We start from the raw sequence: 17253 nt of genomic DNA on the forward strand, positions 1-17253 counted from the left end.
GGGCGTCTCATCCCACCTTCGCGGGCTGCTGGCAGGTGGGGCACCAGAAGAGGTTGCGGGCGGCGAGGTCGGCGGTGCGGATGTCCGTGCCGCAGATGTGGCAGGGCAGGGCGGTCCGGCGGTAGACGTAGACCTCGCCGCCGTGGTCGTCGACGCGGGGCGGGCGGCCCATGGCCTCGGGGGTGTGCTCGGGGCGCACGGTGTCGATGCGGTTGTTGCGGACGCCCTCGCGCATGAGGGCGACGAGGTCGGCCCAGATGGCGTCCCACTCGGCCGAGGTGAGGTCCCTGCCGGGGCGGTAGGGGTCGACGCGGTGCCGGAAGAGGACCTCGGCGCGGTAGACGTTGCCGACGCCGGCGACGACCTTCTGGTCCATCAGCAGGGCGGCGATGGTCGTACGGCTGCGGCGTATGCGGGCGTAGGCCTGGTCCGGGTCGGCGTCGGGGCGCAGGGGGTCGGGGCCGAGGCGGTCGTGCACGGCCTGCTTCTCGGCGTCGGTGATCAGGGCGCAGGTGGTGGGGCCGCGCAGGTCGACGTACGAGGTGGCGTTGGCGAGGCGGAGGCGGACGGTGTCCGTGGGCGGGGGTGCGGGGGCGTCGCCGAAGGTGACCTTGCCGAAGAGGCCGAGGTGGATGTGGATCCAGTCGCTGTCGCGGAAGCGGAGGAAGAGGTGTTTGCCGTGGGCTTCCGTGCGGGTGAGCTCCGCTCCGGTGAGGAGGGTGGCGGAGGTGGAGAACTTGCCCTGGGGGCTGGTGACGTGGGCCTGCCGGCCTTTGAAGTGGGCGGCGTAGTCCAGTGCGAGGCGGTGGATGGTGTGCCCCTCTGGCACGGGGTGTCCCTTCTTGCGGTTCTTTGCCCACCCGTCCGCCCGACGCGGTGGGTGGAGGGGGCACCGGCCCTGGTGCCGCGCCCCGGACCCCGTCGCCCACCCTCCCGTCTCGGTGGGTGGAAGAGGTACCGAGCCCGGGGTCCGCCCCAGAACCCCCGGGAACTGCGTAGACCCCGCAGGAATGCCCAAGGCCCCGCGGAGATCCCTGAGCCCCACGGGGACTCCGTCCCCCGCACCCCTGGCAGCGCTCGGGCGGGATCTCCAGCGGGACTCCGTCCCCCTGCGCCGGGGCCGACCAGCGAGCCTGCAAGGAGGCGGCACGGCTCCCCCTGAGGGCGCCGTGCCTTGGGGTGGTACGTCGGTTACTGCTGGGGGTGGTGGGGCGGGATCGGGGGGAGGTCGCCCGTCGATTCGTAGGCCGTGAGCATGTCGATGCGGCGGATGTGACGTTCGTCGCCGGAGAAGGGCGTGCCGAGGAAGGTCTCGACGAACTTCGTCGCCTCCTCCGTGGTGTGCATGCGCGCGCCCACCGCGACGACGTTCGCGTTGTTGTGCTGGCGGCCGAGGGAGGCCGTCTCCTCGCTCCAGGCGAGGGCCGCGCGCACGCCCTTGACCTTGTTCGCCGCGATCTGCTCGCCGTTGCCGGAGCCGCCGATCACGATGCCGAGGGAGTCGGGGTCCGCGGCCGTGCGCTCCGCGGCGCGCAGGCAGAAGGGCGGGTAGTCGTCCTGGGCGTCGTAGATGTGCGGTCCGCAGTCGACGGGCTCGTGGCCCGCCGCCTTGAGCCACTCGACGAGGTGGTTCTTGAGTTCGAAGCCCGCATGGTCGGAGCCGAGATACACGCGCATGGTCCGAGTGTGACATGGCGGAATGTCCGCAGCAGCGCCGGGTCACGTGCACTATCACATCCGCAAGAAAAATGTGGCTAATCTTTCAAAGCTCAAAGAAACCTCAAGTAACAATTACATTTCGAAGGTTCACGGATTCCATTGCCTCCGTTTCACTGGAGCATCCCGTACACCGCTCGTACGGGGCACCGCTCCACCCGAGCAAAGGAATTCCCCCCATGACTTCGCAGCCGACCCTGTCGGAGACCGGAAGCGGCCATACGAACCCCGAGGGCCACGGTTCGGGGCTCCAGGCCGGGCTCAAGAACCGCCATCTGTCGATGATCGCCATCGGCGGTGTCATCGGCGCCGGTCTCTTCGTCGGTTCCAGCTCGGCCATCGCCACCGCCGGACCGGGCATCCTCCTCTCCTACGCCCTCGTCGGCACGCTCGTCGTCCTCGTGATGCGCATGCTCGGCGAGATGTCCGCCGCCAACCCCACCTCCGGTTCCTTCTCCGCGCACGCCGACCGGGCGCTCGGCGGCTGGGCCGGGTTCTCCATCGGCTGGCTGTACTGGTTCTTCTGGGTCGTCGTGCTGGCCGTGGAGGCGACGGCGGGCGCCAAGATCCTCTCCGGCTGGGTGCCGGCCGTGCCCCAGTGGGGCTGGGCCCTCATCGTCATGGTGGTGCTGACCGCCACCAACCTCGTCTCCGTCGGCTCCTACGGCGAGTTCGAGTTCTGGTTCGCCGGGATCAAGGTCGTGGCGATCGCCGCGTTCATCGTCGTCGGCGGGCTGGCGATCTTCGGCGTACTGCCCGGCGTGCACAGCGACAAGGCGGGGCTCGGCAACCTCACCGACCACGGCGGGTTCCTGCCGAACGGGCCCGGCGCCATCCTGACCGGTGTACTGCTCGTCGTCTTCTCCTTCATGGGCAGCGAGATCGCCACCCTCGCGGCGGGCGAGTCGGAGGACCCTCAGCGCGCCGTCACCAAGTCGACCAACAGCATCATCTGGCGTATCGGCGTCTTCTACCTCGGTTCCGTCTTCGTCGTGGTCGCCCTGCTCCCCTGGAACGACAAGGCGATCACCGAGAAGGGCTCCTACGTGGCCGCCCTCGACTCCCTCGGCATCCCGCACGCCGGTCAGATCATGAACTTCATCGTGCTGACGTCGGTGCTTTCCTGCCTCAACTCCGGCCTCTACACCGCCTCCCGGATGGCCTTCTCGCTCGGCGAGCGCGGGGACGCGCCGAAGGCGTTCGCACGGACCACCCGCCGCGGTGTGCCGATGGCCGCGATCGTCTCGTCGGTCGTGTTCGGCTTCGTGGCCGTGTTCTTCAACTACAGGTTCCCGGACTCCGTGTTCCTCTTCCTCGTCAACTCCTCCGGCGCGGTCGCCCTGTTCGTCTGGCTGGTGATCTGCTTCTCGCAGCTGCGGATGCGGAAGATCATCCAGCGGGAGGCGCCGGAGAAGCTGGTCGTGAAGATGTGGCTGTACCCGTATCTGACGTGGGCGGCGGCCGCCCTGATCGTCTTCGTCTTCGGCTACATGCTGACCGACACCGAGCACGACGGCCGCGAGACCGTGCTGCTGTCGATGCTGGTCGCGGCGATCGTGCTGGTGATCTCCTTCGTCAAGCAGAGGCTCGGCAGCGGCCGTACGGCGGTCGCGGCCCCGGCCGCCGAGGAGACGGACAAGGTCGCGGCCGGCTGACGACGGTCGCGGCAGGGCCCGGCAGGCGCAGGCAGGTCTGACGGTCCGGAACGCGAAAGAGGCCCGCCGGGGGACGTCGCAGGGCGACGCGGCGGGCCTCTTCCGTAAGGTTCGCGGGGTGTCCCTCGGGGTGTCCGCGGGATTCTCGCGTGCTTTCGCGGGTTTTCGCGGGAACCGGCGGGAACTACGGCATCGCGAAGCGGACGGTCACTTCCCGACCAGCTTCCAGGCGGTGGGCAGCAGGCCCATCGCCAGGGCGGCCTTGAGGACGTCGCCGATCAGGAACGGGGTGAGGCCGGCGGCGAGCGCGGCGGACGCGGACATGCCGGTGGCCAGGGCCAGGTAGGGCACGCCGACCGCGTAGATGATCGCCTGGCCCAGCACCATCGTGGCGGCCGTGCGCCAGACGTTGCGGTCACCGCCACGGCGGGCCAGGGCACCCACGACGGTGGCGGCGAGCAGCATGCCGAGGACGTAGCCGAAGGAGACGGAGCCCGCGCCCGAGGCACCGCCCGCGAACCACGGCACGCCCGCCGCGCCCGCGAGCGCGTACAGCGCGAGGGCGAGGAAACCGCGGCCGGCGCCCAGCGTGGTGCCCACGAGCAGCGCCGCGAAGGTCTGACCGGTCACCGGCACCGGGGAGTGCGGGACGGGCACCGAGATCTGGGCGGCGAGTCCGGTGAGCGCGGCACCGCCCACCACGAGGGCCACGTCCCGGACACGGGACGCAGGCAGCAGGTCGGCGAGGACGACCCCGGTACGGGCGGGGGTGGCGGCAGCGGTACTCATGGGGACTCCGCGGGGTGAGGGCAGTTCGGGACAGCGTGACGCTATCCCAGCGGCGGCGCGGTGATCACCGTCAGCGCTCGACAAGGGGGGAACGGGCGCTTGGTCGGTTTCACACAAAGGAAACGCCGTATACCCTGCGGGACGTGACGCCTGTCACTGAGGTGGCGCGGTTTCCGACACTCGGGCCGAGGGCACGGCGACTGTAGGGTCCCGCCAAACGGCTCGGCGACTGGATCAAGGGCGGTGCCGCGCGCCGTACACCGGTCGCGACAGCCCGCGCGGGTAATCGCCGTCTCACTCTGCGCACAGAGCGCGTCCGGATGGTGAGCGGGCGCTCCGTCGCGGTGGAGCGGCCGCCCAGACTGTGGGCGTTTTCGCATCTGCCCCCCACCGGACGAGCCTCCCCATGCCAAGCGACACCACCTCCCCCGAGCTCTCGGCTTCACCGGAGCAGGGGGGATCCCCATCGGCGCCCCCGCGGGCGGACGACGCCTCCCTGTCCCACGGCCTCAAGCAGCGCCATCTGTCGATGATCGCCCTCGGCGGTGTGATCGGCGCCGGACTCTTCGTCGGCTCCGGCGCGGGCATCGCCGCCGCCGGCCCCTCGATCGTCGTCGCCTACGCCCTGTCCGGCGCGCTCGTGATGCTGGTCATGCGGATGCTGGGCGAGATGTCGGCCGCGTATCCGTCGTCGGGCTCGTTCTCCGCGCACGCCGAGCGGGCGTTCGGTCCGTGGGCCGGGTTCACCGCGGGCTGGTCGTTCTGGGTGCTGCTGTGCACCGCGGTCGGGCTGGAGGGCATGGGCGCCGCGAAGATCGTCACCGGGTGGCTGCCGGGCACGCCGGAGTGGGTGTGGGTGGCGCTGTTCATGGTGGTGTTCTGCGGCACGAACCTGGCCGCGGTGAAGAACTTCGGCGAGTTCGAGTTCTGGTTCGCCGCGTTGAAGGTCGGCGCGATCGCCCTGTTCCTGGTCCTCGGTGTGCTGGCCGTCGCGGGCGTGCTGCCCGGCACGGACTCCCCGGGCGCCTCGAACCTCACCGACTTCCTGCCGCACGGCGGCCACGGCCTGGTCGTCGGCCTGCTCGCCTCGGTCTTCGCCTACGGCGGCCTGGAGACGGTCACCATCGCGGCGGCCGAGTCGGAGAACCCGATCCGCGGCGTGGCGAGCGCCGTGCGTACGGCGATGTGGCGCATCGCGCTGTTCTACGTCGGCTCCATGGCGGTGATCGTCACGCTCGTCCCCTGGGACTCCGAGGAGGTCGTCGCGAAGGGCCCGTACGTCGCCGCGCTGGACCACCTCGGCATCCCGGGGGCCGGTCAGCTGATGAACGTGGTGGTGCTGGTCGCGCTGCTGAGCGCGATGAACGCCAACATCTACGGCTCCTCGCGCATCGCGTACTCGCTGGTCGAGCGCGGTCAGGGCCCGAAGGCACTGGCGAAGGTCTCCGGCGGGGTGCCGCGGATCGCGGTGCTGGCCAGCTCGGTCTTCGGTTTCGTCTGCGTGCTGCTGAGCTACTGGCGGCCCAACGACGTCTTCCCCTGGCTGCTGAACATGATCGGCGCGGTGATCCTCGTCGTCTGGATCTTCATCGCCGTCTCGCAACTGCGGCTGCGCCGCAGGCTGGAGCAGGAGGCTCCGGAGAAGCTGGTGGTCCGGATGTGGGCGTTCCCATGGCTGACCTGGGTGGCCCTGGCCGGCATGGCGGCGGTCTTCGTCCTGATGGCCGGCGAGTCCGGCACGCGGGTGCAGCTGTACTCGACGGGCGCCATGACGCTGTTCCTGGCGGCGGCCGGGTACATCCGGCAGCGCAGGCGCACCCAAGGCTGACGCATCCCGGAACGCCGTCCGGGACCGTCCGGCCTCGTGACCGTCTGCTCACCCGTCGCCCTTCACCCGACAGGCCTAAAGAAGGAAGCCCCCGCGAGAACGTGTCTCGCGGGGGCTTCGCGTTCGGATGCCGCCCCGGCGGGACCGGTTCCGGGCCGCGGTGGGACCGGTTCCGGGCTCGCGGCGCGACACCCGCGCCCTTACGATCCCAATTCCGGCGAATCGTACAGCGATCCGACGACCGGACCGGAGGCGCGCATGCCCGACTACATCCACTGCCCCAACTGCCCCGAGAAGAAGCCGCACCCCTTCGGCAAGGTGGGCCCGGACGAGGCGAAGCACATCAACGAGGCACGCGGAGTGCGGGACGGCCACGGCTGGTGGCGGTGCGAGAGCCAAGGCCCCAAGGGACGCTGCCTGTGGGTCCAGCCACGCTTCGCCCAGGCGAAGGGCTTCAGCCTCCCCGAGAGCTTCCGCTGACCGGCCGGGTCACAGGTTGCCGAAGTCCGGTCCCACCGTGCGGGTGCGCTTGATCTCGTAGAAGCCGGGGACGGAGGCGACCGCGAGGGTACCGTCCCAGAGCCGGGCGGCCTGCTCGCCCTTGGGGGTGGGGGTGACGACCGGGCCGAAGAAGGCGATCTGCTCGCCGTCCGGGCCGGGGACCGCGATGACCGGGGTGCCGACGTCCTCGCCGACCTTCTCGATGCCCTCCTTGTGCGAGGCACGCAGTTCGGCGTCGAACTCGAAGTTCTCCTGGTCGGCGTAGTCGATCAGGTCGGCGGGCAGGCCCACCTCGTCGAGCGCGGCGACGACGGCCTCGCGGGTGGGGCCCTCGCCCCGGTTGTGGAAGCGGGTGCCGAGCGCGGTGTAGAGCGGGCCGAGGACGTCCTGGCCGTGCTTCTGCCAGGCCGCGGTGACCACCCGTACCGGCCCCCACGCCTTGGTGGTCAGCAGCTCCCGGTATTCCTCGGGCAGTTCGTCCAGCCTCGGCTCGTTGAGCACCGCGAGGCTCATGATGTGCCAGCGGACCTCGATGTCCCGCACCTTCTCCACTTCCAGCACCCACCGGGACGTGATCCAGGCCCAGGGACACAGCGGGTCGAACCAGAAGTCGACGGGAGTCTTGCCGGACGACGGGGTCGCGGCGGAGGCGGTCTCGGACATGGCTCTCCTCGGTAAAGGGTCGTTGAACTGCCAACATCGACGGTCGTGCACCGCATTCCCGGCTGCCGTGCGGCAAACGCGCATGGCAGGATCGGTGCTGTCCACATCGTGAAAACATCCGAGGGAGTGCCGCCTGTGCCCGGTGAGAATCTGTCCCGCGACGAGGCCCGGGAGCGGGCCGCCCTGCTGTCCGTCGACGGGTACGAGGTGTCCCTGGACGTGCGGTCCGCGGTGGGCGAGGACACCGGGAACGGTCCGCGGACGTTCCGGTCCGTGACGACGATCCGGTTCCGCTGCAACGAGCCGGGCTCGTCGAGCTTCGCGGACCTGCTCGCGCCGAGCGTCACCGCCGTCTCGCTCAACGGCAGGGACCTCGACCCCAGCGAGGTCTTCGACGGCTCCCGGATCCTCCTGGAGGACCTGTCCGCCGACAACGAGCTCGTCGTGGACGCGCAGTGCGCCTACTCGCGCACCGGTGAGGGCCTGCACCGCTTCGTCGACCCGGAGGACGGTGAGGTCTACCTCTACACGCAGTACGAGCCCGCCGACTCCCGCCGGGTCTTCGCCAACTTCGAGCAGCCCGACCTCAAGGCGCCGTTCCGCTTCGAGGTGCGCGCGCCCGAGGACTGGACGGTGTGGAGCAACGGGGCCGGGGAGCGGCAGGACGGGGTGTGGCGGTTCGCCGAGACCAAGCCGATCTCGACGTACATCACCTGCGTGGTCGCGGGCCCGTACCACCGGGTGACGGACTCCTACGAGCGGGTGTTCGAGGACGGTACGCGGCTGGAGATCCCGCTGGGCGCGCTGTGCCGCAAGGGGCTCGCCAAGCACTTCGACGCCGACGACGTCTTCCTGGTCACCAAGCAGGGCCTGGACTTCTTCCACGACCACTTCGACTACCCGTACCCGTTCGGCAAGTACGACCAGGCGTTCGTGCCCGAGTACAACCTCGGCGCGATGGAGAACCCGGGCCTGGTCACCTTCCGGGAGGAGTACATCTTCCGCGGGAAGGTCACGCAGGCCTCCTACGAGGCCCGGGCCAATGTGATCCTGCACGAGATGGCGCACATGTGGTTCGGCGACCTGGTCACCATGGAGTGGTGGGACGACCTGTGGCTGAAGGAGTCCTTCGCCGACTTCATGGGCTCGTTCTCGCTGGTCGGCGCGACCCGCTTCACGGACGGCTGGATCACCTTCGCCAACCGCCGCAAGGCCTGGGCGTACCGCGCGGACCAGCTGCCCTCCACGCACCCGGTCACCGCGGACATCCGCGACCTCCAGGACGCCAAGCTGAACTTCGACGGCATCACCTACGCCAAGGGCGCCTCGGTGCTCAAGCAACTGGTGGCCTACGTCGGCCAGGACGCGTTCCTGGAGGGCGCGCGGCGCTACTTCAAGCGGCACGCCTACGGCAACACCCGGCTGGGCGACCTGCTCGCGGTGCTGGAGGAGACCAGCGGCCGGGACATGGGCGCGTGGGCGCGGTCGTGGCTCCAGACGGCCGGGGTCAACTCGCTGACCCCGCAGGTGGTGCTGGGCGCCGACGGCCGGATCGAGGAGCTGGCCGTGGTGCAGGAGGCCGCCGGGCCCGCTCATCAGCCGGCTGCGCCGGCGGGCATCCTCGAACTGCGCCCGCACCGGGTGGCGGTGGGCCTGTACCAGCGGTCCCAGGTGGGGGCGCTGGAGCGGTACGCGCGCGCCGAGACCGACGTGGCCGGCGCCCGTACGGTGGTGTCCGAGCTGGCGGGTGCGGACGCGCCCGATCTGGTGCTGGTCAACGACGACGACCTGACCTACTGCAAGATCCGCTTCGACGAGACCTCGCTGGCGACCCTGCGGGAGCACCTGGGCGGCCTGACCGACCCGCTGGCCCGGGCGCTGTGCTGGTCGGCGCTGTGGAACCTGACCCGGGACGCGCTGCTGCCGGCGCGGGACTTCGTGGGCCTGGTGCTGCGCTTCGCCGGCCGTGAGACCGACATCGGCGTGCTCCAGATGCTGCACGCCTGGGCGGAGTCCGCGCTGGTGCACTACGCGGCTCCGCGGTGGCGGGAGACCGGCGGGCGGGCGCTGGCCGAGGGCGCGCTGGCCGAGCTGCGGCAGGCCGAGCCGGGCAGCGAGCACCAGCTCGCGTGGGCGCGCTTCTTCGCCACGGCGGCCTCGGCGCCGGACGACCTGGAGCTGCTGAAGGGCCTGCTGGACGGCACGGAGGAGATCGCCGGCCTGGAGGTCGACCAGGAGCTGCGCTGGGCGTTCCTGGAGCCGCTGGCGGCGCACGGGGTGGCGGACGAGAAGGCGCTCGCCGCCGAACTCGCCCGGGACGACACCGCCTCCGGCAAGCGGCACCAGGTGCGCTGCCTGGCCGCGCGGCCCTCGGCCGCCGTCAAGGCGCGGGCCTGGGAGCAGGTGGTCGACTCGGACGCGTTGTCGAACGCGCTGGTGGAGGCGACGATCGCGGGCTTCGGGCAGGCCTCCCAGCGGGAGCTGCTCGCGCCGTACACGCCGAGGTACTTCGAGGCGATCGAGCGGGTGTGGACGGAGCGGTCCATCCAGATCGGCATGGACGTCGTACGGGGGCTGTTCCCGGCGTTGCAGGACTCGCCGGAGACCCTGGAGGCGGCCGACGCGTGGCTCGCCGCGCACGAGGGCGCCGCTCCCGCTCTGCGCCGCCTGGTGCTGGAGGCCCGGGACGACCTGGCCCGGGCGCTGCGTGGACAGGCGTGCGACGCGGCGGCCGGAACGTCCGCCGGCTGACCCGTAGTTCTGGCCAAGGGTCGGGCGCGCCGTAACTGTTACAAGACGCGTGCCCGACTCGCCGTAACCCCTGGTCCAACCATGACGGGACCAGGGGTTTTCGGCATCCGAACAACCGTCCTTTAGGGCGAGCTTGTCCAGGTTTGTCAACGGGCGTGTAACACCGGTTGAGGGCCGGTCACGGCGCGGGAAACGTGCCGGACATGAACCACGAAACCCCGCTCTCCCCCCGCCCCCTGCGCCACCTCGCCGAGGCGCCCCGCCGGGTCCTGACCACCGCTCAGCTGCGCGAGCACGGAGTACCGGCGGCCGAGACGGCCGTGCGGTGCCGTGCCGGAGGACCCTGGCAACAACTGCTGCCGGGCGTGTTCCTGCTGCATCCGGGACCACCGACCAGTGAGGAGCGGCTGCACGCGGTGCTCCTGTACGCGGCGCGCGAACCGCTCCCGCGCACGGCCGCCGGGGTGCCGGCGCAGCCGACCGCCGAGGATCCGCACCGCCCGGTGTACGCGGAGGTGATGGTCACCGGTCTGGCGGCGCTCACCCTGCACGGCTTCGCCACGTCGCCCGGCCTGCCGGCCCTGGAGAGGATCGACGTCCTGGTCGAGCGCGGCCGGCCGCTTCGCTCGGCCGGCTGCGCGCGGATCGTCCGGGCGGCCGTCCTGCCCGCCGCCGAGGCGGTCACGGGTCTGCCGGTGGCCCCGGTGCCGCGCGCCCTGGCGGACGCGGTCGCCGGTCTGTCCGACGCGGGCACGGTACGGCGGCTGCTGACCGAGGCGGTGCGCGGCGGGCACTGCGAACCGTCCGCCGTGGTCCGCGAGCTGGCCGGGGCCGGGCTGCTGGGCCGGCCGCACGTGGTGGACGCGGTGGGCCTGCTGCTGGCCGAGGGACGGGTGCTCGCGGAGGACCGGCTGTACCGGATGGTGCGTGAGCACGGCCTGCCGGACCCGGTCTGGAACGTGGACCTGCGGCTGCCGGGCGGCCCCCGTCTCGGCGGCGTGGACGCGTACTGGCCGGAGCACGCGGTCGCGCTGGAGCTGGACACCCGCGCACCCCGCCTGGGCGGTCGGCCGGACGACGAGACCCTGTGCTCCGAGTACGCGCGCAAGCGCGAGCACCTGGAGCGGCTGGGCATCACGGTCGTCCACCTCACCCCCAGGAAGCTGCGGGAGTCCCTGGACCAGCAGGCGACCGTCGTCCGCACCGCCCTGATGGCAGCCACCGACCGCGACCCGGCCGCGCAGGTGGTGGCGCTTCCCCGGTAGTGCCCGAGCGCCCGACGGGGGCACGTCAGGAGGGGGAGAGGAGAGGCCGCCGGACCACGTCCCGGCGGCCCCTCCTCGCACACCACAAGACGTGCGGGCGTGTGCCGCGGACAGCCGGGGCGGCAGGCGGGGGCACGTCAGGAGGGGTTCCCCGCAGGTGGACGGTCGTGCCACAGGCGTAGGCCCACGTCGACCAGGCCGACGCGGCGCAGTGCGGGTACCGCGTCCAGGGGGTGCCAGGCGGCCCGGTCCGTGGAGCCGCCCGTCTCGTGGCGCAGTTCGCCGCCGGTGACACGGCCCTCGTAGAGGATGCGCAGGCCGTGGAAGTCGGCGTGGGCGCCCAGGGGGCGCGGGTAGTTGCGGCGGACGGAGTCCAGGCCCAGGAGGGCGACCGGTTCGACGGTGTAGCCGGTCTCCTCCTCGGCCTCGCGCACCACCGTGTCGTAGGGGTCCTCGCCGTGCTCCATGCCACCGCCGGGCAGGGTCCACCGCCGGGTGCCGTCGCCCGCCACCCAGCGAGCCAGCAGCAGCCGTCCGTCCCGCACACACACGGCGTAGGCCGCCACCCTCAACTCCTTGTTCATGGGTGGACGTTACGGCAGGAAGGGGGCTGTCCGGTGTGAATCGGCGAGGACGGGGCCCAGCGCGCGGCCAGCTGAACGCCCGTTCCGGGCAGGGGTGGTTGTCCTCCTGCGATGCCGAGGGAAGCGCCACGGTTTGGGCCTCTATGCCCCTCGTGGCGCATGGCGGAAGTACGCCATGCTTCCATCCCGCCAGGACCAAGTCTCGTCAAACATCTTTCCTTTGGGTAAAGCTGAGCGATCATCCGACTCCGAAATCCGGACGATCGCGATCGATCCCGATCGCACCTCGCTTGGTTCCTTTACCTGCAAGGGATGCCGATGACCCCCGACCCTCAGCGCGCACCGCTCACGGGCGCGAGACGCCTGGCCCGCATCGCCATGGCCGCCGGCGTGGTGGCCGCGCTCTCCGTGGCCGGCCCGATCCCCCTGGCCGTCGCCCAGGACGGCCCCGCGGCCACCGAACCGACCGTCAAGCCGGCGGGCGACAAACTCGGTTCGGCCGACGCCGAACTGCTCGCCGAGGCCAAGGCCGAGGGCGCCAAGAACGTCACCATGATGATCGCGACCGCGCCCGGGCAGACCGCGCAGGTCGCCGAGCAGCTGGACGCGGTCGACGGCGGCGCCGTGGGCCTCACCTACGACAAGCTCGGCTACGTCCGTGCCACCGTGCCGACGGACAAGGCGGACTCGGCGATCGCCGCCGCCGCGAAGCTGTCCTCCGTGCAGGCCATCGACCTCAAGCAGGACATCCCGCTCGACGACCCGAGGCCCGAGGCCGACGCCCCCCAGGGCAAGGACAAGGGCAAGGGGAAGGACAAGGGCACCTACCCGGCGCCGGACAAGAACACCCCCGCCGAGAACCCGTACAACCCGTCCTTCGAGACGGGCGCCGTCGACTTCGTGAAGAAGAACCCGAAGGCGGACGGCCGGGGCGTCACCATCGGCGTCCTCGACTCCGGCGTGGACCTCGGCCACCCGGCGCTCCAGAAGACCACCACCGGTGAGCGCAAGATCGTCGACTGGGTCACCGCGACCGACCCGATCGTCGACAGCGACGGCACCTGGCGCCCGATGACCGCCAACGTCACGGGCCCCCAGTTCACCTCGGGCGGCAAGACCTGGAAGACCCCGGCGGGCTCCTTCCTGTTCAACACCTTCAGCGAGTCCGCGACCAAGGGCGGCGACGCCGACGGCGACCTGGACCGCGACGGCAGGACCACCAGCGTGTGGGGCGTCCTGTACGACCCGGCGAACGGCACCGTCCGCGTCGACCTGAACAACAACAACGACTTCACGGACGACGTCCCGATGAAGCCGTACAAGGACGGCTACCAGGTCGGCTACTTCGGCCAGGACAAGAAGGACCCGGCGACCGGCGCCGACCTGCGCGTGCCGTTCGTCGTGGAGATCCGCAAGGACGTGGCGATGGACCCCTACGGCGGGTCCTGGATCGGCAAGAAGGCCGACTTCGTCAACATCGGCGTCATCGAGTCCGAGCACGGCACCCACGTCGCCGGCATCACGGCCGCCAACAGCCTGTTCGGCGGCAGGATGAACGGCGCCGCCCCGGGCGCGAAGATCGTCTCCTCCCGGGCCTGCACCTGGAGCGGCAGCTGCACCAACGTCGCGCTCACCGAGGGCATGATCGACCTCGTCGTCAACCGCGGCGTGGACATCGTCAACATGTCCATCGGCGGCCTGCCGGCGCTCAACGACGGCAACAACGCCCGCGCGGAGCTGTACACCCGGCTCATCGACACCTACGGCGTGCAGCTCGTGATCTCCGCGGGCAACAGCGGCCCGGGCCTGAACACCATCGGCGACCCCAGCCTCGCCGACAAGGTCATCTCGGTCGGCGCGACCATCTCCAAGGAGACCTGGGCGGCCAACTACGGCTCCGTGGTGGACAAGTCGTACGCCATGATGCCGTTCTCCTCGCGCGGTCCGCGTGAGGACGGCGGCTTCACGCCGATCATCTCGGCGCCCGGCGCGGCCATCAACACCACCCAGACCTGGCTGCCCGGCGGCCCGGTCGCCGAGGCCGGCTACTCGCTGCCGGCCGGCTACTCGATGCTCCAGGGCACCTCGATGGCGTCCCCGCAGGCGGCCGGCGCCTCCGCGCTGCTCCTGTCGGCGGCCAAGCAGAAGCGCATCGACCTCACCCCGGCGAAGCTCCGCACCGCGCTGGTCTCGACCGCGCAGCACATCAAGGGCGAGCAGCCGCACAGCGAGGGCGCCGGCCTGATGGACATCGTCAAGGCCTGGAAGTCGATCGAGAAGGGCGCCTCGGCGCACGAGTACACGGTCAAGGCCCCGGTCAGCACCTCGCTGTCCTGGGCGCTCAAGACGCCCGACTTCGGCACCGGCCTGTACGACCGCGAGGGCGGCCTGAAGAAGGGCCAGAAGAAGACCTACGAGGTCCAGGTCACCCGTACGACGGGCCAGGCCGGTTCGGTCAAGCACAAGCTGAGCCTGAAGAACGACGACGGCACCTTCAGGATCCTCGGCGACGACGAGGTCTCGCTGCCGCTGAACAAGCCGGTGACGGTCAAGATCGAGGCGCGCCCCGCCTCCGCCGGTGTGCACAGCGCGATCCTCGAGGTCGACGACCGCCGCACCGAGGGCGTGGACAAGCAGATCATGCTGACCGTCGTGGTCTCCACGGAGATCGCCAAGCCGTCCTACACCTACTCGGTGTCGGGTGTGGCGCAGCGCAACAGCACCACGTCGTACTTCGTGACGGTCCCGGAGGGCGCGAAGACCCTCGAGGTCTCGATGAGCGGTCTCAAGGACGGCAGCCAGACCCGCTTCATCGCGATCCACCCGTACGGCAGCCCGGTGGACCCCACCTCGACGCCCAACTGCTACCCGAACTACAACAACCCGGCCAACACCTGCCGTCCGGACGTGCGTTCGTACGCCAAGCCGATGCCGGGAGTGTGGGAGATCGAGGTCGAGTCGCGTCGTACCTCGCCGCTGCTCGACAACCCGTACACGCTGAACGCGGCGGCCTACGGGCTGGACTTCAGCCCCGCGGTGCAGACGGTCGACGAGGCGAAGGCCGGTACGCCGGCCCCCGTGTCCTGGACGCTGACGAACAAGCTCGCCGGGCTGGACGCCAAGCTGAAGGGCGGCTCGCTGGGCTCGTCGAAGACGGACCGGCCGACCATCGCCAACCATGACACCCACACCAGGACGGTCGTCGTCCCCGCCGGTGCCGAACGCCTGGACGTCGCCATCGGCAACGTCTCGGACGCCGGGGCCGACCTGGACCTGTTCGTGTACAACGCCGCCGGCACGCGCGTGGCCTACTCGGCCGCGGGCGGCTCGGAGGAGTCCGTCTCCATCGCCAAGCCCGCCGCGGGCACGTACACCATCCTGATCGACGCCTACTCGGTGCCGGCCGGCACCACGGCCTACGACTACCGGGACGTGTACTACTCGGCGGCGCTCGGCTCGGTCAAGGTCGACGAGGCGAAGGTGTTCACCCTCGCCCCGAACGGCACGGCGCAGATCTCCGCCGACGTCATCGCGAACGAGCCGGCCCCCGCGGGCCGCGAGTTCTTCGGCGAGGTGCAGGTGCTGAACACCCGCGGCACCGCCGCGGGCCTCGGCAGCGTGAAGATCGGCAAGGTCGTCCAGTAACGGCGGTCTCCACCTCCGGTACGTGACGGCGGGGCGGGCTCCACTTCGGAGCCCGCCCCGTGCGTTTCCTGCGGATCCCGCCCACCGGGCCGTCCCACGCCGTCCCACTCCGTGGGCAATGATTGGACAGACGGACCCGGGACAGACGCATGATGGAACCGTCCTGCGCGTACCGCGTACCGCGTACGCAGAGCCAGTGAAGTGAGCAGAAGGAGTCACCGTGAGGATCGGAATCGTCGGAGCCACCGGTCAGGTCGGCACGGTCATGCGCGGGATCCTCACGGAGCGCGATTTCCCGGTCACCGAGCTGCGCCTGTTCGCCTCGGCCCGCTCGGCGGGGACGGTCCTCGACGGGGTCACGGTGGAGGACGCGGCCACCGCGGACTACACCGGCCTGGACATCGTGCTGTTCTCGGCGGGCGGCGCGACCTCGAAGGCGCTGGCCGAGAAGGTCGCCGCGCAGGGCGCCGTGGTGATCGACAACTCCTCGGCGTGGCGCAGGGACCCTGACGTCCCGCTGGTGGTGTCCGAGGTGAACCCGCACGCGATCACCGACCGTCCCAAGGGCATCATCGCCAACCCGAACTGCACCACGATGGCCGCGATGCCGGTCCTCAAGCCGCTGCACGCGGAGGCGAGCCTTCAGGCGCTGGTCGTCGCCACCTACCAGGCGGTGTCCGGCTCGGGCCTCGCGGGCGTCGCCGAGCTGCACGGCCAGACCCAGAAGGTCGTCGCGGACGCCGACAGGCTGACCCACGACGGCGCGGCCGTGGACTTCCCCGAGCCGTCCGTCTACAAGCGCCCGATCGCCTTCAACGTGCTCCCCTTCGCGGGCAACCTCGTCGAGGACGGCCTGAATGAGACCGACGAGGAGCAGAAGCTCCGCAACGAGTCCCGCAAGATCCTGGAGATCCCGGAGCTGAAGGTGTCCGGCACCTGCGTGCGCGTGCCCGTCTTCTCCGGTCACTCCCTCCAGGTCAACGCCCGTTTCGCGCGCCCGCTCAGCGTGGAGCGCGCGACCGAGCTGCTGGGCGGGGCCCCCGGTGTCGCCCTCTCGGACATCCCGACGCCGCTCCAGGCGGCCGGCCAGGACCCGTCGTACGTCGGCCGCATCCGCCGCGACGAGACGGTGGACAACGGCCTGGCCCTGTTCATCTCCAACGACAACCTCCGCAAGGGCGCGGCCCTGAACGCGGTGCAGATCGCGGAGCTGGTGGCGGCGGAGCTCAAGGGCTAGTCGCCGGTCACCCGATCCCTGCGCACCTCGTAGAGGAAGCAGCCGTACTCGACGGCCCGGACGTGGACGAGCGCCACGGCCGGGTCGTCGAACGCTTCCGCGAAGGCCGCGTCGAACCGGGGGGAGCCCTCCCCGACCAGCCGCCCGCCCAGGATGTGCCCGTCGGCGCCGTAGCGCCGGACCACACGGTGGGCGTTGGTGAACGGGTGGCCTTCACCGGCCGGCCCCGCGCACTCCCGCGCGTGGATGAAGACCGGCCCCTGCTCGTCGTACGCGCCCAAAGCGGCGCCCGTCCGCGCCGCCCAGCGCCGCAGCGGGGCGTAGGAGACCAGCGCGATCCGCTCCCCCGGCTCGCTCCTGCGCAGACAGCAGCGCAGGGGCGCGCCGCCCTCCTCGTCGGTGAACGGGGCCGCCGGACGTCCGGCGTCGTCCCGTTCCCGCAGCCGCGCCAGCACGGCCGGGGCGATGGCACGCGCGCTGTGTCCCGTCGTTCCGCTCGCTGTCGTCATGCCCTCAGGCTCGCGCCCCGCCGCCCCGGTCACCGGCGGGATCCGGTCGTCGCGTTCCGCGCGGGTCACGTGGAAGGATGGCGCAATCCACACATCACGAGGAGATGACC

The 17253-nt window shown here is 71.0% G+C and carries 13 protein-coding genes; 7 read left to right on the top strand and 6 right to left on the bottom strand.

All coding sequences use genetic code 11. The features are described 5' to 3' along the window. Window positions 1–7: 7 nt before the first annotated feature. Window positions 8–829, bottom strand: coding sequence for an Fpg/Nei family DNA glycosylase (locus ACFY3J_RS01550; RefSeq protein WP_384172979.1), 822 nt, complete (start codon window positions 827–829; stop codon window positions 8–10). Between the two features lie 362 nt (window positions 830–1191). Beyond that, a complete protein-coding gene (locus ACFY3J_RS01555; RefSeq protein WP_384172976.1) occupies window positions 1192–1677 on the bottom strand; it encodes a ribose-5-phosphate isomerase in 486 nt (161 codons plus the stop codon). Between the two features lie 218 nt (window positions 1678–1895). Between ACFY3J_RS01555 and ACFY3J_RS01560 the strand changes: the two genes are divergently transcribed. Further along, the gene (locus ACFY3J_RS01560) at window positions 1896–3371 is read left to right on the top strand and encodes an amino acid permease (RefSeq protein WP_384172973.1); all 1476 of its coding nucleotides are present in this window, start codon (window positions 1896–1898) and stop codon (window positions 3369–3371) included. 207 nt (window positions 3372–3578) lie between these two features. Here the strand turns inward: ACFY3J_RS01560 and ACFY3J_RS01565 are convergent, their stop codons facing one another. Further along, complete coding sequence (locus ACFY3J_RS01565; RefSeq protein ID WP_384172970.1) at window positions 3579–4160, bottom strand: biotin transporter BioY; 582 nt, start codon at window positions 4158–4160, stop codon at window positions 3579–3581. 406 nt (window positions 4161–4566) lie between these two features. On the opposite strand from ACFY3J_RS01565, the gene ACFY3J_RS01570 reads away from it, so the two are divergent. Both ACFY3J_RS01570 and ACFY3J_RS01575 read left to right on the top strand, forming a co-directional pair. Then, window positions 4567–5988, top strand: a complete 1422-nt coding sequence (locus tag ACFY3J_RS01570) for an amino acid permease (RefSeq protein WP_384172967.1) — start codon at window positions 4567–4569, stop codon at window positions 5986–5988. Between the two features lie 258 nt (window positions 5989–6246). Then, window positions 6247–6468, top strand: coding sequence for a hypothetical protein (locus ACFY3J_RS01575; protein ID WP_384172964.1), 222 nt, complete (start codon window positions 6247–6249; stop codon window positions 6466–6468). 9 nt (window positions 6469–6477) lie between these two features. Here ACFY3J_RS01575 and ACFY3J_RS01580 read toward each other — a convergent pair whose 3' ends face one another. Beyond that, window positions 6478–7152, bottom strand: coding sequence for a DsbA family protein (locus ACFY3J_RS01580; RefSeq protein ID WP_390839789.1), 675 nt, complete (start codon window positions 7150–7152; stop codon window positions 6478–6480). Window positions 7153–7287: 135 nt separating this feature from the next. Here ACFY3J_RS01580 and pepN point away from each other — a divergent pair, with 135 nt between their 5' ends. Both pepN and ACFY3J_RS01590 read left to right on the top strand, forming a co-directional pair. Continuing rightward, window positions 7288–9903 carry an aminopeptidase N gene (gene pepN, locus ACFY3J_RS01585; protein WP_390839791.1) on the top strand — a complete coding sequence of 872 codons (2616 nt, stop codon included), beginning with the start codon at window positions 7288–7290 and terminating at the stop codon, window positions 9901–9903. Between the two features lie 203 nt (window positions 9904–10106). Beyond that, a complete protein-coding gene (locus tag ACFY3J_RS01590; RefSeq protein WP_390839792.1) occupies window positions 10107–11168 on the top strand; it encodes a hypothetical protein in 1062 nt (353 codons plus the stop codon). Window positions 11169–11305: 137 nt separating this feature from the next. Here the strand turns inward: ACFY3J_RS01590 and ACFY3J_RS01595 are convergent, their stop codons facing one another. Further along, window positions 11306–11752 carry an NUDIX hydrolase gene (locus ACFY3J_RS01595; protein ID WP_384172952.1) on the bottom strand — a complete coding sequence of 149 codons (447 nt, stop codon included), beginning with the start codon at window positions 11750–11752 and terminating at the stop codon, window positions 11306–11308. 318 nt (window positions 11753–12070) lie between these two features. Between ACFY3J_RS01595 and ACFY3J_RS01600 the strand changes: the two genes are divergently transcribed. Further along, entirely contained in the window at window positions 12071–15397 is a 3327-nt protein-coding gene (locus ACFY3J_RS01600) for a S8 family serine peptidase (RefSeq protein ID WP_390839794.1), read from the top strand. A 220-nt stretch (window positions 15398–15617) separates the two neighbouring features. Continuing rightward, window positions 15618–16634, top strand: coding sequence for an aspartate-semialdehyde dehydrogenase (locus ACFY3J_RS01605; protein ID WP_384172946.1), 1017 nt, complete (start codon window positions 15618–15620; stop codon window positions 16632–16634). Here the strand turns inward: ACFY3J_RS01605 and ACFY3J_RS01610 are convergent. Then, the gene (locus ACFY3J_RS01610; RefSeq protein WP_384172943.1) at window positions 16631–17143 is read right to left on the bottom strand and encodes a DUF1203 domain-containing protein; all 513 of its coding nucleotides are present in this window, start codon (window positions 17141–17143) and stop codon (window positions 16631–16633) included. The two genes, ACFY3J_RS01605 and ACFY3J_RS01610, sit on opposite strands and share 4 nt — an antisense overlap. Window positions 17144–17253 lie beyond the last annotated feature (110 nt).

This window comes from Streptomyces sp. NPDC001231 (assembly GCF_042896885.1).
Lineage (GTDB): Bacteria > Actinomycetota > Actinomycetes > Streptomycetales > Streptomycetaceae > Streptomyces.